Origin of the sequence: Aquipseudomonas guryensis, assembly GCF_014164785.1 — a bacterium.
Lineage (GTDB): Bacteria > Pseudomonadota > Gammaproteobacteria > Pseudomonadales > Pseudomonadaceae > Aquipseudomonas > Aquipseudomonas guryensis.
The window spans coordinates 61,114-85,398 of record NZ_JACJFN010000005.1; the positions used below are offsets into that span (position 1 = coordinate 61,114).

Here is a 24,285-nt window from a genome sequence, read left to right on the forward strand (position 1 = left end):
CAGCAACTTTCTTCAAAGGAGTACACCCCATGGCCAAAGCCACTGCCCGTCACATCCTGGTTGCCAGCGAAGCCAAGTGCAACGAACTGAAAGCCGCCATCGAAGCCGGCGCCGACTTCGCCCAGGTCGCCAAAGACAACTCCACCTGCCCGTCCAGCCGCCAGGGCGGCGACCTCGGTTCCTTCGGCCCAGGCCAGATGGTTCGCGAGTTCGACACCGTGGTGTTCAGCGCACCGATCAACGTGGTGCAAGGCCCGGTGAAAACCCAGTTCGGCTACCACCTGCTGGAAGTCACCAGCCGTCAGGACTGATAGCTTCACCCGCCCTGGCCGCGCCCGGGGCGGGATTCCCCCTCGCTAGATCCCACCGCACGCTCAATCCGGTCACTCTGCCCCACACGCCTATACTGGCTGCACCGCAACCCTGATTGCCACGCATGCCTACAACCTACGTTCGCCTACTCTGCCTGCTCATCCTGCTGCTGCCGTTGCCCGCTTGGGCCGAAGCCTTGCAGCTGTTCAGCGTGCAGGCGCCGCCGCTGACCTCGAACGAACCAGGCCAGCAAGGCCTGGTGGGTGAAGTGGTACTGGCCGCCCTGGCTGCCGAAAAGCTCGACTACACGTTGCACACGCCGCCTTGGCCACGAGCCCAGAAACAGGTGCAGGAGGGTCGCGACCTGCTGATCATGCCGCTGTCACGCATTCCAGCGCGCGAGCAGCTGTACACCTGGATTGCACCGATCTATCACGTACAACGCGCCTTCTTCAGCCTCGGCACGCCGGTGCGTTCGATGGCCGAAGCGCGCCTGCAACTGCACAAGGTCGGCGTCGGCCTGGGCAGCGCGCAGCACCAGCAATTGCTCGACGCCGGTTTCCGCGAAGACCAGCTGCTGGTGCTGAAGATCGATGAGAACCCGGCGCTGATGCTGGAAATGGGCCGCCTGGACGCCTGGTTCAACGGTATTCCCGAAGCCCGCTATTTCTGGGAGAAAGTCGGCAAGCATGAACTGCGCAACAGCCCACCCATGACTGGTAACGATCTCTATCTGGCCTGCTCGCTGGAGTGCGACCCGGACCTGGTGGACAGCCTGCGCCGGCGCCTGCAGCTGATGCAGGAGTCTGGCGAAGTGGCGCGCATCCAGGCCCGCTACGCCCGCTATACCGACTGAATCGACCAAGCCTTCATCTGCCAGTCATCCGCACGGCAGCCAAAACCGAAGCCATCAGTCGGAATGCAGCTGCACGACACTGGCAGAAACTCACTATTCAAGACCTGCCGCGCCGTGGAAACTGCGCCCGACCACTGCAAGCCACAAGGAAGTTCCTGCCATGCACGCGCAATCACCCGCCGCTACACCTGCCACTCGTCCTGCCTTGCCCAAACTCAAGCTGGTGCTGCATAGCCTGTCACTACTCGCGGCGGCCTTGGTGGCCTACGGTTTCTGGTCCAGCCTGCCGGCTTTCGCTGACGTTTTCAGCAGCTTCGGTGCAGAACTACCCCTATTGACCCAGTTGGTCGTGGATTATCCGCAAGCGGTATGGAACATCCTGCGCAGCAGCCTGGCCCATCAACTGGCCTGGTTGCTGCTATGGGTTGCGGTGCGCGAGCGCTGGGCCCATATCGGCCTGCTGCTCGCGAGCTTGCTGGCCTGGCTCCTGGTTGCCCTGCAGATCGTTGCGGTTTATCTGCCGATTTTCAGTCTCAGTACGGTGGGGTGAGGCGGCACCAGCCGATTCTTGCACCTGACGTGCGGCCACGCCGGCACGCTGCCTGGCTCCCGCAGCAGGCTATGCTTGTTGCAGATGAAGCCTTGCATCCATGCAGGCTCATGCAGCCTGGGAGGTGGTAATGGCCAACGAGCACACAGCGTCCATCCCTATATCACCGAGGTAAACGCCATGAGCAAGAGTCAGGATTCCCACAAAGAGAGCAAGAAGAAACCGCTCAAGAGCCTTCACGACAAGCGCCTGGCCAAGCGCGAGAAAAAGCATGGCACCACCCTGCTGGGCAGCCACGCCGAAACCCCTTGAACCCCAGATAAACCCGGCGCCACCTGGGCGCCGGGCCTCCTCCCCGCCCGTTCAAACCACAGCCCGACAGCTCACAGGTGCCTCCGCGCGCGTGACCGGCTAGAATCTGCCGCCTTATCCGGCGCAGGCCGGACATCGACTTACCCATCCGCAGCAAGCGAGAGAACCGCCATGGGCGCACAGTGGAAAGCCAAACCTAAAGAAGCCGCAGCCAACGCCAGGGGCAAGATCTTCGGCCGTCTGGTCAAGGAAATCATGGTCGCCGCACGCAACGGCGCCGACCCGGACACCAACGCCAAGCTGCGCGTTGCCGTCCACGCGGCCAAGAAAGCCTCGATGCCCAAGGACACCCTGGAACGCGCGATCAAGAAAGGCGCCGGCCTGCTCGGCGAGACCGTCAACTTCGAGCGCACCACCTACGAAGGCTTCGCCCCGCACCAGGTGCCGGTGATCGTCGAATGCCTGACCGACAACCTGAACCGCACCGTGGCGGAAATCCGCGTGCTGTTCCGCAAAGGCCAGATGGGCGCCTCCGGCTCGGTGACCTGGGACTTCAACCACGTCGGCATGATCGAAGCCTCCTCCGACAGCGGCGCTGATCCGGAACTGGCTGCCATCGAAGCAGGCGCCCAGGACTTCGAGCCGTCCGATGAAGGCAACACCCTGTTCGTCACCGAACTGACCGACCTCGATGCCGTGTGCAAAGCCCTGCCGGACCACGGTTTCACCGTCAACTCGGCAAAGATCGGCTACATGCCGAAGAACCCGGTCAGCGGCCTGAGCGACGCGCAGATGGAAGAAGTCGAAGCCTTCCTCGAAGCCCTCGACAACCACGACGACGTGCAGAACGTCTACGTTGGCCTGGCTGGCTGATTCATTGAGTCGCCAGCAATACCATGCTGACCACGCCGCGCGCGCCCAGAGCGAAGCGCGGCGCCTGCTCGACCAGCGTGCGGTTCTCGGCCCGCGCTGGCTGGCCTGGGTCGCCTCCGAGCTGTACCAGCTCAGCCCACCCGAGTTTGCCAACATGGTGCGCCGCGAGCTGGAACGGCAAAGCGCCGGTTGAATCCCGCCCTACGACCATCCGCCTGCGCCGCCGATAATCGCGACTGATTCTCAGGTGTGCCGCAACATTGATCTCCGACAACACGCGCCGCCGGCCACGCCGCAACAATGCGCGACATAAGCGTGTGCGGCCAACGAGCCCATCCTCCTTCTTCCTTGCGTGTAGACCCGACCACCGCCGCCATCCGGCGCCCGCCAGAGGTTTACCCATGAGCATCACATCCGCCAGCATCTGCGCCGCTGCCGACGCCCTGCAGGGCTTTGTCGGCTTCAATGCGAAAACCGGCCAGTACATCGTGCGTTTCAGCGAGGACTCCTTCGGCCTCGATGTACCGGGCGAGAGCATCACCCCCACCAGCGAATTCGTCTGGACGCCGCTGCCCGGCGGCGTCATGCGCCTCAGTCGCGAACGCCTGCAATTGCTGGTCGCACAGAACATCGACGACCGCCTACACCTCGGCGAGGCGCTGCATGTCTACCTGCGGCGCAGCGACCTGCCGGAAATCAGCGCGGAACGGCGCGTACTGCCCAGGGCTTCGGCCTGACCGAAACGACGGCACATTCATCGCTTTCGCCACCTGTCCGCCAGCTCCGTGACTCCTATGCTGTGAGCACAACAATAAGGAGTGGCACGCATGTTCGATGTGCTGATCAAGAACGGCCTGTTTTTCGATGGCACCGGCGCGCCGGGCGTGCTGCGCCACCTGGGTATCCGTGCCGGCAAGGTGGCAGCGATCAGCGCCACGGCGCTGGACGAGAGCGGCTGCGCCGAGGTGATCGACGCCAGCGGCCAGTGGCTGCTGCCCGGCTTCATCGACATGCACACCCACTACGACGCCGAGCTGGTGGCCGCGCCCGCGCTCAAGGAGTCGGTGCGCCACGGGGTGACCACGGTGATGATCGGCAGCTGCTCGATCAGCATGGTGCTGTCCGGCGCCGAGGACTGCTCGGACCTGTTCACCCGCGTCGAGTCGGTGCCACGCGAACATGTGCTGCCGTTGCTGCAGTCGCGCAAAACCTGGAACAGCGCCGCCGACTACGTGGCCTTCCTCGACCAGCACCCACTGGGCCCGAACATCTGCTCCTTCCTCGGCCACTCCGACCTGCGCGTGGCCGTACTCGGCCTGCAGCGTGCGGTGGATGGCAAGGTACGCCCCAGCCAGGCGGAGCTGCAGCGCATGGCCGATCTATTGGAGGAAGCACTGGACTCCGGCCTGCTCGGCCTCTCCAGCATGACCAACCCCTGGGACAAGCTGGACGGCGAGCGCGAGCGCTCCAAGTCGCTGCCCTCGGTGTATTCCACCTGGCGCGAATACGCCTGGCTTAACCGCGTGCTGCGCCGTCGCGGGCGCATCCACCAGGGCGCGCCGAACCTGGTGAGCAAGCTCAACGTGTTCGCCTACCTGTGGGAAAGCATGGGGCTGTTGCGCCGACCGCTGAAGACCACGCTGATCACCCTGATGGATGTGAAGGCCGATCCGTGGCTGGCGCCGATCCTCGGCCCGCTGACGCGCTGGCTGAACCGCCTGAGCAACGCCGACTTCCGCTGGCAGACCCTGCCGGTGCCGTTCGAGACCTATGCCGATGGCATGGAGTTCGTCGTCTTCGAGGAATTTCCCGCCGGCCAGGCCGCCCTGCACCTGGCCAGTCAGGACCTGCGCAGCGAGCTGTTCCGCGATCCAGCCTACCGCCGCCAGTTTCGCCAGGATGTCGACAAGCGCTTCGGCCCGCGGGTCTGGCACCGCGATTTCGACGATGCCTGGATCGTCGACTGCCCGGACGCCAGCCTGGTCGGCCACAGCATCGGCGAGCTGGCGCGCCAGCGCGATATGCATCCCGGCGACCTGTTCCTCGACCTGCTGGTATTGCACGGCCCGCGCCTGCGCTGGCGCACGGTGATCGCCAATCACCGCCGCGAGGTGGTAGAAAAACTGGTGTGCGAACCGAGCACGCTGATCGGTTTTGCCGACTCCGGCGCACATATCCGCAACATGGCCTTCTACAACTTCGCCCCGCGCCTGCTCAAGCTGGTGCAGGACGCCGAGCAGCGCGGCGCGGCGGTGATGCCGATCGAAAAGGCCATCTGGCGCCTGACCGGCGAGCTGGGCGAATGGTTCGGCATCGACGCCGGCACCCTGCGCGAAGGCGGCCGCGCCGACCTGTTGCTGCTCGACCCACGGCGCCTGGACGACAGCCTGGCGGCGTATCAGGAAGCATCAATGGAAGGTTTCAACGGCCTGCAGCGCATGGTCAACCGTGGCGACGCGGTGCGCTGCGTGCTGATCAACGGGCGCATCGCCTACCGCGATGGCGAGTTCGCCAGCGATCTCGGCCAAGTTCGTGGCTATGGCCAGTTTCTGCGCGCCAGTACTTAGTAGAAAAACCGTAGCAATAGGAAGGCCAGCAGACCGAGCGGGCCGAACATCAGGGTCAGCACATAACACGGCAGCAGCGCCCAGTGGCTGATGCCGGCCAGGGCGCCTTCGTGGCGGATGTACAGGCCGACCATCAGGTCGAAGGCGAGGATATGCACCCAGGCCGCCAGCGCCGCCGTCGGCTGGCGCAACAGAGAGAGCACCCCGGCGAGACTGAAGAAACCCGGCCGCCCGGTACCCGGTTCTGGGCGCTGGCGCAGGGCCACCGCCAGCAACCAGGCATAGATCAGCACCAGCAGCACGACGATGCCCCACAGCAGCAGCGTGTCGGTGTGGGCCCAACCGGGCAGCAGCACCAACGCCAACCAGCCCAGCAGGGCGATGACGGAACTCAGGATGAACAGCGGTTTGAGCGGAGCCATGGGCGACCTCGGAGCAGGAGAATGCGCTCAGCCTAGCGTCTGACGCTGCTGCTGCCAGCCAATCAGCCCGCGCTGAATGCCCCATCATGCCCATGAACCCGGTGCCACACTGATCCAGCTGGGCTGGCATAATGCTCGCCCCAAAATGGAGCGGCTGCCGCTCCGGTTCCGATTGAAAGGATTGCAATCGATGCGAGCAAGGCGCAAGCCCGCTATAGGTCCGTGGCTGACGGCTTTCCTGCTAAGCGGACTGCTCGGCACTGTCCAGGCCGAGGCCCTGGGCGTGCTGCGTTATCCGCGCGCGCCCAGCGGTGAGGAGTACCGCCATGAGTACGCGCTGGCACAATTGCAATTGGCTCTGAACAAGGTCGGCAGCCATCTGCAACCACGCCCATCGAAGCAGCCGATGGAACAGGAACGCGCGCTACTGAGCCTGGAAGAAGGTGGCAGTGTCGATGTGGTCTGGAGCATGACCAGCATCGAGCGCGAACGGCGCCTGCTGCCGGTACGCATTCCGCTCGACAAGGGCCTGTATGGCTGGCGTATCGCCCTGCTGCGTGCCGACCGCGCACAGTTGCTGCGGCGGGTGCGCTCGCTTGACGATCTGCAGGCCCTCAGCGCCGGACAGGGTCACGACTGGCCAGACACCGCGATCCTGCGCCACAACGGTTTGCCCGTCGTGGTGACCTCCAGCTACGACAGCCTGTTCCGCATGCTCGATGCCGGGCGTTTCGATTACTTCCCGCGTGCGGTGATCGAGATCTGGGACGAAGCCAGGCACCGGTCAGATGCGGCGATCACGGTCGATCGCCATCTGCTGCTGCACTACCCGACTGCCCTGTATTTCTTCTTCTCGCCGCACAACCCCGAGCTGGCCAATAGCGTGCGTAGAGGCATGCAGCTCGCGCTGGCCGACGGTTCCTTCGACCGCCTGTTCATGCAGCACTATGGCGCTAACCTGCAGCAGGTGAAGTTCGCCGAACGCCGGGTGCTCGAACTGGACAACCCGCTGCTGCCCAGCGCTACACCGCTGCAGCAGCGCGAGCTGTGGTTCAGCCCCGCCGACTTGGCGCGCCAGCCTGGCGGCCAAACGCTACAGCAGTAGACTCCGCCGTCTTCAGGGCTGCTTGGCGGCAGGCACTGCAGGAGAGTTGGCCCGCAGCGCCTGGCGGCTATGGGCGCCGAAGTTGCGGAACAGCTCAACCAACAGTTGCTCCATGGCTGGATCAGGCTCGCTCTGCGCCAGGCGATTGCTCTCGCTGAACCCCTTGTTTGCTGTGCGCTTGGCCAGCCACAGGCCGATCAACTGATCCAGCTCGCCCGCCCGCGCCTGGGATTCGCCCGCGACCACCTGGGCGGCATAATCCGGACCGAAGGCCGGGTAGCGGGCATCCTGGCGGGTATCGCCGTAGGCGGTGAGCAAGGGATGGTCTGCAGGGCCGTCATGCATCAGCAACTGCATCCGATCGAACTGGTATTGCTCGATGGCCGTATGCCGATCCGCCACACGCTTGATCGCTGCCTCGCGGTCCTCCGGGTAACCGGCCTCGGCCTTGGCCGCAATCAGCAGCATGCCGCTGGCATCCACGCCTGGCAGCACGCTGGCATGGTAGGGCTGGGTCAGGTCCTGCAGGTAATGCAGGGCCCAGCCGAGGAAACGGTAGCCCCAGTAGGGATGCCCGCTGGCAAAAGCCAGCCGCGCCAGGCCACTGTACTGGTAGATGCGCCAGTGCGGCAGGGTGCGCTGCAGGTAAGGCGCGGCGGCGAAGATCAGGCTGGACTCGTGGTAGTAGCCAATATGAAACGGCGCCTGCGAGGAATACTCGAAGCGCGCATCGCCGAATGGCTGCGTGCCGAAGTTGTAGCGCTGGCCTGCCTCACCCGGATTATCGCTGAACAGGTTGATATCGTGGCCGTAGTCGGGCTCGTCGGCGGCACTGGCCAGCACCTGCAGGGCGCTGACCGCTTCGCCGGGCTGCAGGGCCAGGTAGCGCCAGTTGCTCCACGGGCCGACCTTGTGGAACACCAGCACCTCGGCGCTGTTCAGGCTGCGTCGGTTACCCGCATCCTGCCCCGGTAGCTGCTGGACAAAGCTGGCCAGGCGCACCTCGGGGTTGATGCGCAACGCCTGGATAAAGGCTGCACGCGGCGCCTGCAAGCCTTCGGCACGCCAACGCAGGGCATCCGGACGCGGCGGATAGGCGGGAAAATGCTCACGGGCAAAGGCTTCCTGCCCATCGAGCAAACGCTCGATGGCCGGCGCCTGCTCGGTAAGGAAAACCTCCAGCGGCTCAACCTGCACCTCGCCGGCCAGCTCGGGCAGATCGCGCAGCGCCAGCAGGCTGCCCAGGGCATGATTGGACCAGGCCTGGGCGGTCAATGGCAGGCACGCCAGCAGCCAGACACAGGGCAACAGAACGGACGGTTTCACTCTCACTCCCAATACGCGCAGGGCCGAAAGTCAGCAAGACTAACCGCGGCACCTGACGCCGACACGGACACAGAGCGACAGCCGCGCACACCGATTCGGCCACGCCACGCCCGGGCCCTACAGCAGCAATGCGGCTGCCATACCGAGCACCAGCAGCACACCTGCGCCCAACAGGGCCAGCCGCAGCGGTGCGGGGCCAGCCGGCGCGGCAGCTGCCGGAGTCGGCGCAGCCTGGGCCGCCGCGCGCAACGGGTTGGCGCTTGCCGTTGGTGCCGTGGCAGCCGGCTTCGCGGTGCTCGGCTTGGGCAGATCGACCGCGCGCATGAACAGCGTAGCGTCTTCGTCTTCGGCCTGCTGCACCTCGACCTTGGGCCCGATCACCAGCAACAGCACCGAGCCCATGCGCACCTGGTCACCAGGCTGCAACACCGCGGTATTGGCCTTCGCACCATTGACGAACAGGCCATTGGCCGAGGCCAGGTCCTTGACCTCGAGCACGTCGTCCTTGAGGAAGAATTCGCAGTGCCGGCGCGACAGCTCGGCATCGCTGAAACACAGTTCGCACTTCACCGAGCGGCCGAAGGTCATTGAGCCGTTGACGTGGTACTTCTTGCCTTCGTTCTCGCCCTTGAGCACCTGCAGGAACCAGCGCTGACTGGCCTCGTTGCGCGGCTTGGCCTTGGCCGGGTCGGTGAGCTGCAGCTCGACTTCGCCGAGGCGCAGGCAATCGTCGGCACGCAACTGGTAGCGGCTGGCAATGCGCTCCTCGTTGACGAAGGTACCGCTCTCGCTGTCGCAATCGCTGATGAAATAGAGGCCATTCTCCTGGCGGATTTCGGCATGGAACGCCGCAATCCCGACATCGCCCAGCACCAGGTTGTTGCGCCGGTCCTGACCCAGGGTGAAGCGCTCCTCGACCAACCAGATCGGGGCTTGGCGACTGTCCTTGAAATGCAGTTTGAGCATCGTCTAAATCCTGTCGAAGTGGCGATCACTCACCAAAAAGGTTGTTCCAGGCGCGCTTGATCGGGTTGCTGCGCTCCTCGCGCGCGGCCTCGCTGGCGCGGGCACGGCTCTGTGCCGCACGGGCCGAGCTGAGCAGTTGCTGATGTTCGTCACGCATTTTCAACAGCTCGGGGTTCTGCGGCTCGACCTGCAGGCCACGCTCGATCATGGCCAGCGCGGCGGGGAAATCGCTGCGCCGGTAAGACGCATTGGCCAGGTCGCGGTAGAGCATGGCGACTCGATTCAACCCCGCCAGGGCCTGCTCGTTGCCAGGTGCCCAGCCGAGAATCTGCTGGTAGTAGTAGACCGCGCTGTCCTCTTCCGGCAGCAGCAGGCGCTTGTCGGCAATACTCTGTTCGGCCCGCTCGAGAAACCCGGAAATCCGCGCATCAAGCAGGCGCTGCAGCGCCTCCAGGGTGGCGGCGTGCTGCTCATCCAGGGCCAGGGCCTGGCGAAAGTAGAAGTCAGCACTGTCCTGCGCCGGCTCCATCAGCAGGCCTTCACGCAGACGCTGCTCGCCCTGAGTAAGGAATGCATTGATACGGCTTACCTTGATCCGTTGTAGACCAGCCAGCGCTTCCTCGTTGTCGGCATCGAGCAGCAGCATCTGCTGGAAATAATGGGTGGCGCTGTCCTGCTCCGGCTCGACCAGTTGGCCACTGGCGAAGCGCTGCTCAGCCTGCACCAGTAAGGCTTCGAGCTGCTGGCGTTGTTTGATGTAGAGACCGGCAAACGTCAGGGTAGCGATCAGCACCAAGACGCTGAGCCCCATCAGCAGCGGCATGGCCGAGCGGCGCTTGTTCGGTAGCACAGGCACTGCAGTTGGCTCAGCAGCCAACGACAGCGCCGGACGTAACTGGGTCTGTTCTAGGTCGCTCAGCTCCACCTCGTCCAGCGCAACCAGCAAGGCGCGGCAGTCGGCGAAGCGCTCGGCCGGGTTCTTCGCCAGCATGCGCGCCAGCAACTCGCGGAAGGCGCCCAGCGCTTCGGGCAGCGGTGGCAGCTCCATTTGCACATGGTTGACCACGGTCTGGGTGTAGTTGCCGCCACGGTAGGGGTTGGTGCCGGTGAGCATCTCCAACAGGATCACCCCCAGGCTGTAGATGTCGCTGCGCGCATCCAGCGGCTGGCACTGGGCCTGTTCCGGGCTGCTGTAGGCGGGGCTGCCGACGGCGATGCCGAAATGGGTCAGCTCGCTGTCGATATCAAGATCCTTGGCCACCCCGAAATCGGTGAGCACGGCCGTGTCGTCACTGCGAAAGAGGATATTGGCCGGCTTCACATCGCGGTGTACCAGGCCCTTGTCGTGGACCACGGCCAGGCCACTGGCGATCTGGCGGACGATGGCCAAGGCGCGTTCGGCGGCGAACACCTCACCTTTGTGCTGGGCCAGATCACCTCCGGCGACATACTCCATCGCCAGGTAATAACGGCCATCGGCCAGGCGGTCGATGTCATAGATGGTGATGATCGAGGGATGGTTGAGCGAGGCGACTATGTGCGCCTCCTTGACGAAGCGCACACTGAACGCCTCGTCATCGGCACTCAGCAATACCTTGATCGCCACCTTGCGGTGCAATGATTCTTGGGTGGCCAGGTAGACCTCGGCCATACCGCCCTTGCCCAACTGGCCGTGCACACGGTAGCCGGGTATCTCAAGCAAATTGTCGCTCATGAGGTGTCGTATCGAAGTGGTCAGGACTTACGTGAGTTCAGCCATCTGCTGAGAAAGTTACGCGGTCTGGCGGCGATCACCGGCGATTCCGGGGCGCTGAGGCCAAGTACGATGCAGCTGATATTGTCCTTGCCGCCAAGCTGGTTGGCCAGCCCTATCAACTGTTCGACCAATGCATCGAGGGTTTCCGCCTCGGCGCACAGGTGTTGGATCTGATCATCGCTGAGCTCGCCGGTCAGGCCGTCACTGCACAGCAGCAGCAACTCGCCGGCGGCCAGGGTGCCGCGCAGCAGGCCGACTTCCAATTCCTGCTCTGTCTGCCCCAGGCACTGGATGACGATATTGCGCCGCGGATGCTGGCGAGCCTCTTCCACGCTCATCTCGCCGGCATCGATCATCAGCTGCACCCAGCTATGGTCGCGGCTCAACTGCTCAATACCTGCGGCGCTGACCCGATAGGCGCGGCTGTCACCGACCCAAGCCAGCTCGAATTCGCCGCCGGCAACCTGCAGCGCGACCAGGGTGGTGCCCATGCGCCGACCACCGGCAGCCTGCCCGGCCTGAATGATGGCGGCATTGGCGGTCTGCGCGGCCGTCAGCAGATCGCCACCGGTGCCAATCACTTCGCGCAGGGTCTGCAAGGCCAAAGCGCTGGCCACTTCACCGGACTGATGGCCACCCATGCCATCGGCAACCGCCCACAGCCCCAGCTCGGGGCAACACAGCACCGCATCTTCGTTGTGCGCACGCACCTGGCCGGCAACGCTCTGCGCCGCGAACACCAGGGACTGCTCGATGAGCGTAATGGACATGGCTAGTGGATCATCTCGTTACTACACGTGAGCGGCATGATGCGGCCACCACCCGCGGCTGTCAGCCCTGCGCGGAAGTTTCCCCGGGAAGTGTTAAGCAGTCGATATCGGCAACGTGGCAACACCCACGTTTCACTGCTGACGCTGTACCTCGTAATTGTTCTGCCCCGGATAACGCTGCACCTCAAGACCGCCGGGGTACTTGATGCTCTGCCGAATGCCGCCGTTCTGCTGCACGCCAGAACTGCCATAGGCATGACGCTGCGTGCTGCCACTTTCACTGGGTACGGCATAGCCGCCATAGACGTCATAACTCTGACTGCTGCTGGACGAGCTGATACTGCCGGAGGCACCAGGACTGACGTACTCGATGGGTACACTCTGAATCTGACGGCTAACCGGCTCGGCGGCCAGCGCTGGTACAGCCGCCATGGCCATGCCCAGTAGCCCTATTTGCATGATGTGCATTGGCAACCCCTTCCTCTCAAACCCAGCCTAGGATGCTACGCCGATTAGCACCGTTGGCGAGAGTGGCCAGCTCTTTGCCAGCCTTGGCAAAAGGCGCCGGGCCCGTATGATGCGGCGCTTTTCAGGGATGCCGTATTCATGCCCTTGCGCTACCTCGTTGCTCTGCTCGCCCTGGTCTGCTCGGCCGCCAACCTCGCTGCTCCGCCCCGCACCTTTGCCGAAGCCAAGAAAATCGCCTGGAAACTCTATGCCCAGCAGTCCGTGGAGTTCTATTGTGGCTGCCGCTATACCGGCAAGTCGGTCGACTTGAACAGTTGCGGCTATGTACCGCGTACCAATGCCCGGCGCGCCGCGCGCATCGAGTGGGAGCACATAGTCCCGGCCTGGGTCATCGGCCATCAGCGCCGCTGCTGGCAACAAGGTGGCAGAAAGCACTGCGCCAGCCAGGACAAGGCCTACCGAAGCGCCGAAGCGGACTTGTTCAATCTGGTGCCGAGCATCGGCGAGATCAATGCCGATCGCAGCAACTACAGCTATGCCTGGCTGCCGCAGCAACCTAGCCAGTACGGCAGCTGCCCGATGGTGGTGGATTTCAAGGCACGCAAGGCCATGCCCAGAACCAAGGTTCGCGGCATGATTGCACGCACCTATTTCTACATGAGCGAACGCTATGGCCTGCGCCTGTCGAAACAGGAGCGGCAACTCTTCAGCGCCTGGCACAAGCATTACCCGGTGCAGGCTTGGGAGCGCCAGCGCAACCAGCAACTTGCCTGTGTGATGGGCTGGAGCAATCCCCATGTCGGCCCCGTGGATATGCGCCTTTGTCCGAAAAAAGGCAGCTAAAACAAGCGCGCAAAGCCTGTAAGCAAACGTGCCGCTTAGCGAATTAAATAAGAAATCATTTGGCGATTGGCACTTTCCCCTGTAGGGTGATCGGACTGTGTTGCATGTGTCACCGCAAATCGACTTGTTTAGATCTCGATCCAACCTTCCATCGGTTTCTTTACTCTTTGCACTCAGTCATGGCCTGGGCTGTTCCAGTGTCATGTTCACTTTGTTCAAGGAGACATCCCATGTCCGAACGTCAAACTGGCACCGTCAAGTGGTTCAACGATGAAAAAGGCTTCGGCTTCATCACCCCGGAAAGCGGCGCTGATCTGTTTGTGCACTACCGCTCGATCCAGAGCGCTGGCTTCAAAAGCCTGCAGGAAGGCCAAAAGGTCTCCTTCGTGGCTGTGAAAGGCCAGAAAGGCATGCAGGCTGACGACGTTCAAGTAATCTAATTACTCGACGCGTCACGAAAACCGGCCCACGGGCCGGTTTTTTTATCCCTGCCATTTTTACCCGCGCTCACCGTGCGCCATAGATTTCCTGAAGAGGGAGCCACCATGCGAGTCAAAGGATCCAGCCAGAAACCCAAACCGCAACCGGCCGTGGAAACCCACGAATCCATCGAAGCCCAGGTCGCAGCCTTCCTCAAGTCTGGCGGTGAAATCCAGCAGATTGCCAAAGGTGTCAGCGGTCAATCGCTTACCCCCAGCCGGCATATCACCATCAGCAAGAAGTAACACCCGCCGCCACATCGCCAGCCGCCACCGTTGACTCCGAACCTTTCGGCACTTTGGCGGAAATACTGGCATCTTGCCCAAGATCACTCTTGCCCGCCTCGGCAAAGCTCTGCATTCTTGTCAGCACAAGAACGATAAGAAGCGCCAAAGGCCAGGGACTCTCGCTGATGTTCAAGCGACTCAGGAAGGATTTTCAGCTATCCATCATCACCTTGATGGGGCTGATCGGCGTATTGGGCATTACCCCCTATGCAATTTATCGCCTGACCCATGGCAACTATCTGGTTGGCATCGCCGACTCGATCATTGTGCTTTCCACCATCCTGGCAGTGCTCTATGCCTGGCGTACCGGGGACACGGTAAAACCCGGCATCTACCTGGCCAGCATTTTCTCCGTCGGTGCGACCCTGATCGCCATCGACCTGGGCGTCAACGGGCTGTTCTGGATCTATCCGCTGATCCTCTTCAACTTCTTCATGGTTTCTCCCGGCAAAGCCATTGCCGCCACCCTGCTCATTCTCGGCAGCCTGGTCGGCTATGCGTTATGGGTGCCCGGCAGCGTGTTCGAAAGCGACTATCAGATGGTCTCTTTCCTGGTCACCAATGTCACCGCCGGCATCATGACCTTCATCTTCGCCTACCGCACCCGCAGCCAGCGCGACCAGCTGCAGGTACTGGCCATCCGTGACCCGCTGACCGGTGCGCGCAATCGCCGGGCCATGGATGAAGAGATGAAAATCGCCGTTTCCAGCAAGCGCCGCCATGGCACCAGCTACGGCGTACTGGCCATGGACCTGGATCATTTCAAACAGATCAACGACCGCTTTGGCCACCAGGCCGGCGACCTGGTGCTGATTGATTTCGTAGAACTGATCAAGCACTGCTCGCGCAAGGAGGATCGCCTGTTCCGCTTCGGCGGTGAAGAATTCCTGCTTCTGCTGCCCGATACCCAGCTGGAAGGCCTGCAAGCCGCGGCCAATAATCTGCTGCTGCAGGTACGCAACGCCCTGCAGGGCCCGGGCGGGATGGTAACAGTGTCCATCGGCGGCGCCATCCTGCGGGCGGATGAAAGCCAGGAAAGCTGGCTGCAACGCGCCGACCAATGCCTGTATCAGGCGAAAAGCGCCGGGCGCGATCGTTACTTCATCGACGAACCAGTAGCAGTGCCGCTCGGCAGCCCCGCTCCCACGTCCTGAGCACAGACTACACTCAGGAAAGGCCGCAGCATTAGCGCCAAACAGACGGGGGCCCGCTAACCGCAAGATGGGAGGTGTGCCATGAATCGGCATTACTACATCAGTGACAATCTCGATGAACTGGAGACGCTCGAAAACGAGCTGGAAGCCAGCGGCATCAGCACCGAGCAAATCCACGTCCTCAGCGACAAGGATGCTGACGTCGAACAGCACCATCTACACGATGTGTCCTCGGTCATGAAGCAGGATATCGTCCACGCCGGCAAGATCGGCAGCCTGATCGGCCTTGCCCTGGCAGCACTGGTAGTACTGCTGGCCTGGCTTAATGGCTGGGCTGAGACTCCGGCAGGCTGGATACCCTTTGTTTTCCTGGCAGTGGTATTGCTTGGTTTCAGCGTATGGGAAGGCAGCCTGTTTGGCCTGCAAAAGCCCAATAGCGCATTCCAGCGCTTTGCCGACAAGCTGCACGAAGGCAAGCACTTGTTCTTCGTCGACGTGAAACCCGCGCAGGAGCCCCTCCTGAACCAGATAGTCGCCCACCATCCGCGGCTTGAGCTGGCGGGCACTGGCAGCGCATCACCGGACTGGGCGATTGCCCTGCAACATCACTGGAACCAGTTCCGCAAACTGATCTGAAAGGCACACCATGAGGGGGCGAGTCGATACTCGCCCCCCTCTCTCCAAGTACCGCGACAATCAATACATTCAACAGACCAGACAGGATGCCATCGCCGCATGAGTTTAAAGCGGGCACTGTTACTTGCCGGTGTACTGTTCAGCAACCTGATCCTGGCCTCGCCTTTGCGCCTGGTCAGCGGCGAAGACTACGCCCCTTATGCAGGCAGCGCCCTGCCCAATGGCGGGATGCTCAGCGAAGTGGTGTTCGCGGCCCTGAGCAGTTCTGGCTACCAGCCGAGCCTGGCCTGGCAACCCTGGAAGCGCGGCTATCACGCCACGTTGAAAGGCAGCTATGACGCCACCTACCCCTACCTGAAATCGGCAGAGCGCGAGGCGGAGTTTCTTTACTCGGAACCACTTTACGAGGTCACTCAGCGAGTCTTCACGCGCCGCGGGATGATGCTCGAACCGGATAACCTGCAGCACTTTATCGGCAAGCGCCTGTGCTATCCGCTCGGCTGGCTGCCACCTGCCGCACTCAAGCCACTGCTGGAGCAAAACCAGCTACAGCGCCATGAGCCACCAGACCTGCTGACCTGCGCCAAGCTGCTGGCCCTGGGGCGTGATGACTTCTTTGTTGCCGACAGCCTGCTGGGGCAGCAGGCCATTCACTTATCGGGACTCGATCCAGGTCAATTCGACAGCTCACAGGCCGTGGTCAGCAAACACAGCCTGCACTTCATCGTGCCGCGCAATCATCCGCGCGCAACTCAACTGATCGACGATTTCAACCGTGGTCTGCAGCAACTGATGGCAAACGGTGAGTACCAGCGAATCCTACAGGCCCACCGCAGCCTCACAGTCGAGTAGTGCTTAGCCGCGCCCGGCTGCAGCCAGAATCAGCTGCTTCATCTCCGCGACCGCCCCCTTGAAACCGACAAACAGAGCATGGGCAACGATCGCATGACCGATATTCAACTCGTGCACCCCGGCAATCGCCGCCACCGGCTCGACGTTGTGGTAATGCAAGCCATGCCCGGCATTGACAATCAGCCCATGGGCCAAGCCACACGCCACGCCATCACGGATGCGGGCCAGTTCACGCGCCGCTTCGGCGGGCGTATGAGCATCGGCGTAACGGCCGGTATGCAATTCGATCGCCGGCGCCCCGACGCGACGCGCCGCCTCGATCTGCTTCTCGTCGGCATCGATGAACAGCGACACCTCGCAACCGAGCTTGCTCAGACGCTCAACTGCTGCGCGAATGCGCGCCTCCTGCCCAGCCACTTCCAGGCCGCCTTCGGTGGTCAGTTCCTGACGCGTTTCCGGGACCAGGCAGACATGTTCGGGGCGGATGCTTTCGGCGAAGTCGAGCATGAAATCGGTCACGCCCATCTCGAAGTTCATCCGCGTCTGCAGCACCTCCTTGAGCAGGCGCACGTCGCGCTCCTGGATATGCCGACGGTCTTCACGCAGGTGCACGGTAATGCCATCGGCCCCTGCCTCTTCCGCATCCAAGGCGGCTTTCACCGGGTCCGGGTAACGGGTTCCACGCGCCTGACGCAGGGTGGCGACATGGTCGATATTCACACCGAGAAGAATGCGATTGGCTTCAGTCACGGGCAGGTTCCTTGAGGTTCATAAAGAGTTCGCGGCTGACCAGCGGCCGGCCACCCAGATGCGGAGCCAAAGCCTGACGCATCAGGCGCTTGGCGGCTGCCAGCGCCCCCGGCGAGCTCCAGTCAGCCTGGGCCATGGCCAGCAGATCAGCCCCCTGGAACAGGCCAGGCTGCAGCTGCGAGACGGGCTCCAGCCCAGCATCCGGCTGCAGGCGATATAGGCCGACAGGCGTAATCGGCAAGCCGGACAGGTCGTGATCGAGGGCAAAACCATAGCCCAACTCGTCCAGCAGGCGCCACTCGAAAGCGCGCAGCAAGGGCTCCAGCGGTGGATTAACCGCCAGGGCCTGCAGCGTCAGGGCATAGTGCTCGAACAAGGCGGGATGTGGATCTTCTACCGGCAGCAGGCGGATCAGCAGCTCATTCAAATAGATACCGCTGAACAAAGCGGCACCACTGAGCAGATTAGGGACACCGGCGGCTTCCAGACGGGCCACATTCTTCAGCTCACCGCGCCCACGGAGTTCGACCTCCAACGGCACGAACGGCCGCGCTAAGGTGCCGGCCTTGCCGCGCGCGCCGCGTAACACGGCACGCAAGCGTCCTTGCGGGGTGAGCAGATCGACCAGCGCGCTGCTCTCGCGGTAGGCACGGCTGTGCAGAACATAGGCCGGTTGCGCGCTGGCCTGCATGGCTTAGATGTCGTTGTAGCCCAGCGAACGCAGCGCCCGCTCATCGTCGGACCAGCCACCTTTGACCTTGACCCAGAGGTTGAGCATGACCTTGGAGTCGAACAGCACCTCCATGTCCTTGCGCGCCTCCTGGCCAATGCGTTTGATGCGCTCACCCTTGTCGCCAATGATGATTTTCTTCTGGCCGTCGCGCTCGACCAGGATCAATGCATGGATATGCAGGATGCGACCTTCCTGCTTGAACTCTTCGATTTCCACAGTGATCTGGTAAGGCAGCTCGGCACCCAGCTGACGCATGATCTTCTCGCGCACCAGCTCAGCGGCCAGAAAGCGACTGGAACGGTCGGTGATCTGATCTTCCGGGAAGAAGTGCTCACCTTCCGGCAGGAAATCCGCCACCAGCTTTTCCAGGGCGTCGAGATTGTGCCCCTGCTGCGCGGAAATCGGCACGATCTCGGCCTTGGGCAGTTGCTGTTGCAGCCACTCCAGGTGCGGCATCAGCTCGACCTTGTCTTCGATACGATCGGTCTTGTTGATCGCCAGAATCACCGGGCCCTGGACGTACTGGATACGCTCGAGGACCATCTGGTCTTCGTCAGTCCAGCGGGTACGATCGACCACGAAAATCACCACATCGACGTCTTTCAACGCCGCCGAGGCGGTCTTGTTCATGTAGCGGTTCAGCGCTTTTTCGCTGTTTTTGTGCAGGCCGGGGGTATCGACATAGATCGCCTGTACTTCGCCCTCGGTCTTGATCCCGAGCATGTTGTGGCGAGTGGTCTGCGGCTTGCGCGAAGTAATCGCCAGCTTCTGCCCGAGGATATGGTTGAGCAGGGTCGATTTGCCCACGTTCGGGCGACCGACAATGGCGACATAGCCGCAGCGGGTTACAGGTACATCAGTCATTGCCATTCTCCACGCCCAGCGCCACCAGGGCAGCAGCGGCGGCGACCTGCTCAGCAATGCGCCGACTGGCGCCCTGCCCCTGGGTCTTGTCATTCAATAAGGCAACTTCGCACTGGACGAAGAACGTCCGGCAATGCGGTTCGCCCTGGATATCCACCACGTCATAGCGCGGCAGATCAGTCCCCCGCGACTGCAGAAACTCCTGCAGGCGGGTTTTCGGATCCTTGTTGGTGTCGACCAGAGTCAGGCTGTCCAGCTCGTTGCTTAGCCAACCCAGCACACGCTGACGAGCCACATCCATACCTGCATCCAGGTAGATGGCACCAATCAGCGCCTCCAGGGCATCGGCAAGAATCGACTCACGGCGAAAACCGCCACTCTTCAACTCACCGGAACCCAGGCGCAAGTACTCGCCTAGATCGAAACCACGCGCCAGTACGGCCAGTGTCTCGCCTTTCACCAAGCGCGCGCGCAAACGCGACAACTGGCCTTCGCGAGCCTGGGGGAAACGCTCGAACAACGCCTCGCCCGCAACGAAGTTTAGGATGGCGTCGCCGAGAAACTCCAGGCGCTCATTGTTGCGCCCGGCAAAACTGCGGTGGGTAAGGGCCAGGAGCATAAGATCCTGGTCCTGAAAGGTATGACCGAGCTGACGCTCAAGACGGGCTAAGGGAACACTCACGGCGCTCGCACACGAAATTCTTTTTCGAACTTGGCTACCAGATCGAGATTCTGGATCAGCGGCTCGCGCTTCTCATAGTTCAGGTGCACTACAAAATCACTGTTCTCGATCTTGACCTGCATAATTTCTTTCAGCTTTACGTCGCGAATACCATTGATATCCATGCCTTTTATGACATGACCGTAAAAATCGCTAACGGTACGAATATCCAAACTCTGATCGGTTTCCACAGAGGTGATGATCTTTTCCAGCGACATATAGTCAAGATAATGCGGCAGCATCTTGAACACCATGCTGGCGAAAAATGCCACAACAGCCAGCAGCACCATCCAGCTCAGAAACGACATGCCTTTCTGCGAACGCGCAAATGTCATGATTACCCCCAATTGTCAGTTTTGTTGTAATGCCCGCAGCCGCAGACACCACTATATATAAGCCGAGGCGGCCCACTTGCCCAGCCGCCACCGTTTGAAACGCCTAGCGAATCAAACCCACTCGAGAAAAATTCGGCAAACTGCGCAGCTTCGGATCTGGCCAACTCAGCCATACAGCAAAGGCCTTACCAACAATATTGCGGTCCGGTACCATGCCCAGCAACTCCTTGGGAATATGCTTGTCGTTCCAATAGCGGCTGTCGTTGGAGTTGTCGCGATTGTCACCCATCATGAAGTAGTGCCCCTGCGGCACCACCCACTCGTCACCAGGGATGCGCAGGTTACGACGCAGCTCCTTGCGTATCTGGTGCTCGACCTCGCCAAGCTTTTCCTTGTATAGCGCAGCACTGCCCAAGCTACCGGGCTCTTCACCGATGAACTGCTCGGCAATTGGCTGACCATTAACAGTCAGACGTTTGTCCATGCTGTAGCTAATACGGTCGCCCGGCAACCCAACGACGCGCTTGATGTAATTGATGTTCGGATCGCTAGGGTAACGGAACACCATCACATCGCCGCGCTGCGGATTACCGACCTCGACCACCTTGCTATCAATAACCGGCAGGCGAATACCGTAGGCGAACTTGTTGACCAGAATAAAGTCACCAATTTCCAGGGTCGGCTTCATCGAGCCGGACGGAATCTGGAAGGGCTCCAGCAAGAAAGAGCGCAGTACCAGCACGATGGCCAGCACCGGGAAGAACGACTTGCCGTATTCGACCAGCAACGGCTCGCGGTTCAGGCTCTGCAGCACGACCTCGTCAGGCTCGCTGACCTGTCCCTCGTAAGTGGCAATCGCCGCGCGCCGACGTGGAGCCAGCAGCAGCAGATCAAGCAAAGCCAACGCACCGCAAACTGCTACGGCTATCACCAGAATCAGAGGGAAATTGAACGACATAGTGATTAGCTATCCAACCTGAGCACTGCAAGGAAGGCCTCTTGTGGAATTTCCACGTTGCCCACTTGCTTCATCCGTTTTTTACCGGCCTTCTGCTTTTCCAGCAGCTTTTTCTTACGGCTGACATCACCACCGTAGCACTTGGCCAATACGTTCTTGCGCAGTGCCTTGACCGTTGTTCGTGCCACGATCTGCCCACCAATGGCAGCCTGAATGGCCACATCGAACATCTGCCGTGGAATCAGCTCTTTCATTTTCTCGGTCAACGCACGGCCTTTGTAGTGCGCATTGTCGCGATGCACGATCAGCGCCAGGGCATCGACCTTGTCGCCGTTGATCAAAACATCGAGCTTAACCAGATTGGCCGACTGATAGCGGTCGAAATGGTAGTCCAGCGAAGCGTAGCCACGGCTGGTGGACTTAAGGCGATCGAAGAAGTCCAACACCACTTCGTTCATCGGCAGATCGTAGCTGACCTGAACCTGGGAGCCGAGGAACAGCATGTCGCGTTGTACGCCGCGCTTCTCGACACACAGGGTGATGACGTTACCCAGATGCTCCTGGGGTACGAGAATATTGGCGCGCACAATCGGCTCGCGCATATCTTCAACAGACGATAGATCGGGCAGTTTGGACGGGTTATCGACGTAGATGGTCTCACCGGTCTTCAACAACAACTCGAAGATTACCGTTGGCGCAGTAGTAATCAGATCCAGATCGTACTCGCGCTCCAGGCGCTCCTGAATGATCTCCATGTGCAGCATGCCGAGGAAGCCGCAACGGAAACCAAAACCCAGCGCGTCCGAGCTTTCCGGCAGGTATTGCAGCGACGAATCGTTCAGCGTGAGCTTTTGCAGGGCTTCACGGAAATTTTCGAAATCGTCCGAACTGACTGGAAACAGACCGGCATACACCTGCGGCTGAATGCGTTTGAAGCCTGGCAACACATCTACATCAGGGGTAGAGCTGAGGGTCAACGTATCGCCCACCGGCGCACCGTGGATGTCCTTGATACCGGCGATGATAAAGCCCACTTCACCTGCTTTCAGGTCAGCGGTTTGCGTGTGTTTAGGGGTAAACACGCCGACACTATCCACCAGGTGGATTTTGCCGGTGGACTTGACCAGGATCTTGTCACCCTTCTTCACGCAACCATGGCGAACACGCACCAGGGACACAACACCCAGGTAGTTGTCGAACCAGGAGTCGATGATCAGTGCTTGCAGCGGGTCTTCGATGTTGCCGGTGGGTGCCGGAATGGTCTTCACCAGGCGCTCAAGCACCTCGTCAACGCCCATACCGCTCTTGGCACTGCAGGCCACAGCGTCGGTAGCGTCGATACCAATGATTTTCTCGATCTCTTCCTTGACCTTGTCCGGATCGGCCTGCGGCAGGTCCATCTTATTCAGCACCGGCATGACTTCCAGGCCTTGCTCGATGGCGGTGTAGCAGTTGGCAACCGACTGGGCTTCCACGCCCTGACCAGCATCCACCACCAACAACGCACCTTCACAGGCAGCCAGGGAACGACTCACCTCATAGGTAAAGTCGACATGCCCAGGGGTATCGATGAAATTCAGCTGATAGATTTTACCGTCGAGAGCCTTGTAATGCAGCGTGACGCTGTGGGCCTTGATGGTAATTCCGCGCTCGCGCTCGAGATCCATGGAGTCGAGCACCTGGGCCTCCATTTCACGCTCGGAGAGGCCACCGCACATCTGGATGAAGCGGTCGGCCAGGGTCGACTTGCCGTGGTCGATGTGGGCGATGATGGAGAAATTGCGGATATGACTCAGGTCACTCACGGATCAACACTCGAAAAAGCCGCAGGCAGGCTGCCCGCCGAAAATAGCCGAGCATTCTACCTGACCGATGACCATGGCGTCACGCACACGCACCGATAGGCAGACACAAAAAAGGGCAGTAGAAACTGCCCTTTATGCCCATCAAACCGCCCTACTCCGCAAGTTTGAAGGTAATGAAACTGGCTCGCCCCTGACGCAAGACACGCATGGAAACCGAGCGATTGCTTGGCAACTCCTTGGCCACCTGGGTGAAGGTTTTGGCAGAGTCAATCGCCTGATTGTTCAAATGAGTGATCACATCACCGGGACGCAGGCCGATCAGAGCTGCTGGGCCGCCCAGCACTTCCTTGATCACCACGCCCCCACGCACATCCAGGGCCTTTTTCTGTTCGACCGTCAGCTCGACCACCGAAACACCCAGGCGATTACTGCTGCGCTCGACGCCCGCGTCGGCATCGATAGCAACTTCATCACCCTCTTCCGGCAACACCCCCACACTCATCTGCAGGGTCTTGCGCTCACCTTCGCGCACCACTTCCAGCTCGGCCTTGCTACCCGGCTTGAGACCACCAACCAGATGCGGCAGATCGGCAGACATGATGATCGGCTGATCGTTCATGCTGAGAATCACATCCCCCACCTGCAGGCCACCTTTGGCTGCAGGACCATTCTCCAGCACCTGGGCCACCAGCGCGCCCGCCGGCTTCTCCAGACCGAAAGATTCGGCCAGGTCCTTGTTGACCTCCTGAATCACCACTCCCAACCAACCGCGGCTGACCTTGCCGTCCGCCTTCAACTGATCGGCCACAGACATGGCCACATCGATCGGAATGGCAAAGGACAGCCCCATGAAACCACCGGAGCGAGTGAATATCTGCGAGTTGATCCCCACCACCTCGCCATCCAGATTGAACAGCGGACCACCCGAATTACCTGGATTGATCGCCACATCGGTCTGAATGAACGGCACGTAGTTCTCGTTTGGCAGGCTACGCCCTTTGGCGCTGACGATGCCCGCAGTCACCGAGTGATCGAAACCAAAAGGCGAGCCGATAGCCAGCACCCAGGCCCCAACCTTCAGGTCATCCGACTTCCCCAGGCGCACTGTCGGCAGGTTCTTACCCTCTACCTTGAGCAAGGCCACATCAGTACGCGGATCCGCCCCGACCAGCTTGGCTTCGAGTTCACTGCGATCAGACAGGCGCACGATGATCTCATCGGCATCTGCCACCACATGATTATTGGTCAGGACATAGCCGTCAGCGGAAATGATGAAGCCCGAGCCCAGCGACTGCGCCTCGCGCTGACGCCCCCCCGGATTGCGCGGCATCTGCGGAATATTGCGCTCGAAGAACTCGCGAAACTGGGGTGGCAGACCTTCCAGATCGGGGATCTGCCCCTGGATGGCGACATTGCGCTGTGGTGCATTCTGCCGGGTACTGATGTTCACCACTGCCGGGGAAGCCTCTTCGACCAGCGCGGTAAACTCGGGTAACTCCGCACGCGCGAAAGCAGCCTGCCCGCACAGCAGGAGAGCAAAAACTCCGGATAAAGAGGATTTCAGACCAAGCATCGATTACGACT

29 protein-coding genes are annotated in these 24,285 nt (G+C 61.3%); 15 read left to right on the forward strand and 14 right to left on the reverse strand.

Features of this window, described 5'->3' with window-relative positions:
• The first annotated feature begins 29 nt into the window (after positions 1 to 29).
• The 8 genes from H3H45_RS17845 to H3H45_RS17875 all read left to right on the forward strand — a co-directional run bounded on the left by H3H45_RS17845 (position 30) and on the right by H3H45_RS17875 (position 5,470).
• Positions 30 to 311: a peptidylprolyl isomerase gene (locus H3H45_RS17845; RefSeq protein ID WP_182835056.1), complete on the forward strand. Its 282-nt coding sequence runs from the start codon at positions 30 to 32 to the stop codon at positions 309 to 311.
• A gap of 125 nt (positions 312 to 436) precedes the next feature.
• Entirely contained in the window at positions 437 to 1,168 is a 732-nt protein-coding gene (locus tag H3H45_RS17850; protein ID WP_182835057.1) for a substrate-binding periplasmic protein, read from the forward strand.
• Positions 1,169 to 1,328: 160 nt separating this feature from the next.
• Positions 1,329 to 1,718: a hypothetical protein gene (locus tag H3H45_RS17855; RefSeq protein ID WP_182835058.1), complete on the forward strand. Its 390-nt coding sequence runs from the start codon at positions 1,329 to 1,331 to the stop codon at positions 1,716 to 1,718.
• Positions 1,719 to 1,898: 180 nt separating this feature from the next.
• Entirely contained in the window at positions 1,899 to 2,030 is a 132-nt protein-coding gene (locus H3H45_RS20315) for a hypothetical protein (protein WP_260493287.1), read from the forward strand.
• Between the two features lie 171 nt (positions 2,031 to 2,201).
• On the forward strand, positions 2,202 to 2,903 hold the full coding sequence (locus H3H45_RS17860) for a YebC/PmpR family DNA-binding transcriptional regulator (RefSeq protein WP_182835059.1): 702 nt from the start codon (positions 2,202 to 2,204) through the stop codon (positions 2,901 to 2,903).
• 4 nt (positions 2,904 to 2,907) lie between these two features.
• Positions 2,908 to 3,096, forward strand: a complete 189-nt coding sequence (locus H3H45_RS17865) for a hypothetical protein (protein WP_182835060.1) — start codon at positions 2,908 to 2,910, stop codon at positions 3,094 to 3,096.
• Between the two features lie 208 nt (positions 3,097 to 3,304).
• Positions 3,305 to 3,640, forward strand: coding sequence for a DUF2025 family protein (locus tag H3H45_RS17870; RefSeq protein WP_182835061.1), 336 nt, complete (start codon positions 3,305 to 3,307; stop codon positions 3,638 to 3,640).
• A gap of 90 nt (positions 3,641 to 3,730) precedes the next feature.
• The gene (locus H3H45_RS17875; protein WP_182835062.1) at positions 3,731 to 5,470 is read left to right on the forward strand and encodes an N-acyl-D-amino-acid deacylase family protein; all 1,740 of its coding nucleotides are present in this window, start codon (positions 3,731 to 3,733) and stop codon (positions 5,468 to 5,470) included.
• Here the strand turns inward: H3H45_RS17875 and H3H45_RS17880 are convergent.
• Complete coding sequence (locus H3H45_RS17880; protein WP_182835063.1) at positions 5,467 to 5,892, reverse strand: abscisic acid-deficient protein Aba4 family protein; 426 nt, start codon at positions 5,890 to 5,892, stop codon at positions 5,467 to 5,469. The two genes, H3H45_RS17875 and H3H45_RS17880, sit on opposite strands and share 4 nt — an antisense overlap.
• Positions 5,893 to 6,082: 190 nt before the next feature.
• Between H3H45_RS17880 and H3H45_RS17885 the strand changes: the two genes are divergently transcribed.
• Positions 6,083 to 6,997, forward strand: coding sequence for a substrate-binding periplasmic protein (locus tag H3H45_RS17885; RefSeq protein WP_182835064.1), 915 nt, complete (start codon positions 6,083 to 6,085; stop codon positions 6,995 to 6,997).
• A 12-nt stretch (positions 6,998 to 7,009) separates the two neighbouring features.
• Here H3H45_RS17885 and H3H45_RS17890 read toward each other — a convergent pair whose 3' ends face one another.
• From H3H45_RS17890 to H3H45_RS17910, 5 genes are all read right to left on the reverse strand, one after another.
• On the reverse strand, positions 7,010 to 8,323 hold the full coding sequence (locus tag H3H45_RS17890) for a phospholipase C/P1 nuclease family protein (RefSeq protein WP_182835065.1): 1,314 nt from the start codon (positions 8,321 to 8,323) through the stop codon (positions 7,010 to 7,012).
• 117 nt (positions 8,324 to 8,440) lie between these two features.
• Positions 8,441 to 9,289 carry an FHA domain-containing protein gene (locus tag H3H45_RS17895; protein ID WP_182835066.1) on the reverse strand — a complete coding sequence of 283 codons (849 nt, stop codon included), beginning with the start codon at positions 9,287 to 9,289 and terminating at the stop codon, positions 8,441 to 8,443.
• A 25-nt stretch (positions 9,290 to 9,314) separates the two neighbouring features.
• A complete protein-coding gene (locus H3H45_RS17900) occupies positions 9,315 to 11,003 on the reverse strand; it encodes a serine/threonine-protein kinase (protein WP_182835067.1) in 1,689 nt (562 codons plus the stop codon).
• Positions 11,004 to 11,023: 20 nt separating this feature from the next.
• Entirely contained in the window at positions 11,024 to 11,815 is a 792-nt protein-coding gene (locus H3H45_RS17905) for a PP2C family protein-serine/threonine phosphatase (protein ID WP_182835068.1), read from the reverse strand.
• Between the two features lie 132 nt (positions 11,816 to 11,947).
• The gene (locus H3H45_RS17910) at positions 11,948 to 12,283 is read right to left on the reverse strand and encodes a hypothetical protein (protein ID WP_182835069.1); all 336 of its coding nucleotides are present in this window, start codon (positions 12,281 to 12,283) and stop codon (positions 11,948 to 11,950) included.
• A 138-nt stretch (positions 12,284 to 12,421) separates the two neighbouring features.
• On the opposite strand from H3H45_RS17910, the gene H3H45_RS17915 reads away from it, so the two are divergent.
• The 6 genes from H3H45_RS17915 to H3H45_RS17940 all read left to right on the forward strand — a co-directional run bounded on the left by H3H45_RS17915 (position 12,422) and on the right by H3H45_RS17940 (position 16,535).
• Entirely contained in the window at positions 12,422 to 13,126 is a 705-nt protein-coding gene (locus tag H3H45_RS17915; RefSeq protein ID WP_182835070.1) for an endonuclease, read from the forward strand.
• 230 nt (positions 13,127 to 13,356) lie between these two features.
• Complete coding sequence (locus H3H45_RS17920) at positions 13,357 to 13,566, forward strand: cold-shock protein (protein ID WP_160490324.1); 210 nt, start codon at positions 13,357 to 13,359, stop codon at positions 13,564 to 13,566.
• Between the two features lie 105 nt (positions 13,567 to 13,671).
• Positions 13,672 to 13,851, forward strand: coding sequence for a hypothetical protein (locus H3H45_RS17925; RefSeq protein WP_173208388.1), 180 nt, complete (start codon positions 13,672 to 13,674; stop codon positions 13,849 to 13,851).
• Positions 13,852 to 14,018: 167 nt separating this feature from the next.
• Positions 14,019 to 15,047, forward strand: a complete 1,029-nt coding sequence (locus H3H45_RS17930; RefSeq protein WP_182835071.1) for a GGDEF domain-containing protein — start codon at positions 14,019 to 14,021, stop codon at positions 15,045 to 15,047.
• Between the two features lie 81 nt (positions 15,048 to 15,128).
• Entirely contained in the window at positions 15,129 to 15,683 is a 555-nt protein-coding gene (locus tag H3H45_RS17935) for a magnesium transporter (RefSeq protein WP_182835072.1), read from the forward strand.
• Positions 15,684 to 15,782: 99 nt separating this feature from the next.
• Positions 15,783 to 16,535, forward strand: a complete 753-nt coding sequence (locus tag H3H45_RS17940; protein ID WP_182835073.1) for a substrate-binding periplasmic protein — start codon at positions 15,783 to 15,785, stop codon at positions 16,533 to 16,535.
• Between the two features lie 3 nt (positions 16,536 to 16,538).
• Here the strand turns inward: H3H45_RS17940 and pdxJ are convergent, their stop codons facing one another.
• The 8 genes from pdxJ to H3H45_RS17980 form a co-directional block, all read right to left on the reverse strand.
• Positions 16,539 to 17,285, reverse strand: a complete 747-nt coding sequence (gene pdxJ, locus H3H45_RS17945; RefSeq protein ID WP_173208400.1) for a pyridoxine 5'-phosphate synthase — start codon at positions 17,283 to 17,285, stop codon at positions 16,539 to 16,541.
• Complete coding sequence (recO, locus tag H3H45_RS17950; RefSeq protein ID WP_182835074.1) at positions 17,278 to 17,976, reverse strand: DNA repair protein RecO; 699 nt, start codon at positions 17,974 to 17,976, stop codon at positions 17,278 to 17,280. Before recO ends, pdxJ begins: the two co-directional genes overlap by 8 nt.
• A 3-nt stretch (positions 17,977 to 17,979) precedes the next feature.
• Positions 17,980 to 18,882 (reverse strand): GTPase Era, encoded by a 903-nt coding sequence (gene era, locus H3H45_RS17955; protein WP_182835075.1) that lies wholly within the window; start codon positions 18,880 to 18,882, stop codon positions 17,980 to 17,982.
• On the reverse strand, positions 18,875 to 19,564 hold the full coding sequence (gene rnc / locus H3H45_RS17960) for a ribonuclease III (RefSeq protein ID WP_182835076.1): 690 nt from the start codon (positions 19,562 to 19,564) through the stop codon (positions 18,875 to 18,877). Before rnc ends, era begins: the two co-directional genes overlap by 8 nt.
• Positions 19,561 to 19,938: a DUF4845 domain-containing protein gene (locus H3H45_RS17965; protein ID WP_182835077.1), complete on the reverse strand. Its 378-nt coding sequence runs from the start codon at positions 19,936 to 19,938 to the stop codon at positions 19,561 to 19,563. Before H3H45_RS17965 ends, rnc begins: the two co-directional genes overlap by 4 nt.
• Before the next feature lie 103 nt (positions 19,939 to 20,041).
• Positions 20,042 to 20,896 carry a signal peptidase I gene (gene lepB / locus H3H45_RS17970; protein ID WP_182835078.1) on the reverse strand — a complete coding sequence of 285 codons (855 nt, stop codon included), beginning with the start codon at positions 20,894 to 20,896 and terminating at the stop codon, positions 20,042 to 20,044.
• 5 nt (positions 20,897 to 20,901) lie between these two features.
• On the reverse strand, positions 20,902 to 22,701 hold the full coding sequence (gene lepA, locus H3H45_RS17975) for a translation elongation factor 4 (protein WP_182835079.1): 1,800 nt from the start codon (positions 22,699 to 22,701) through the stop codon (positions 20,902 to 20,904).
• 151 nt (positions 22,702 to 22,852) lie between these two features.
• The gene (locus tag H3H45_RS17980; RefSeq protein WP_182835080.1) at positions 22,853 to 24,274 is read right to left on the reverse strand and encodes a DegQ family serine endoprotease; all 1,422 of its coding nucleotides are present in this window, start codon (positions 24,272 to 24,274) and stop codon (positions 22,853 to 22,855) included.
• Positions 24,275 to 24,285 lie beyond the last annotated feature (11 nt).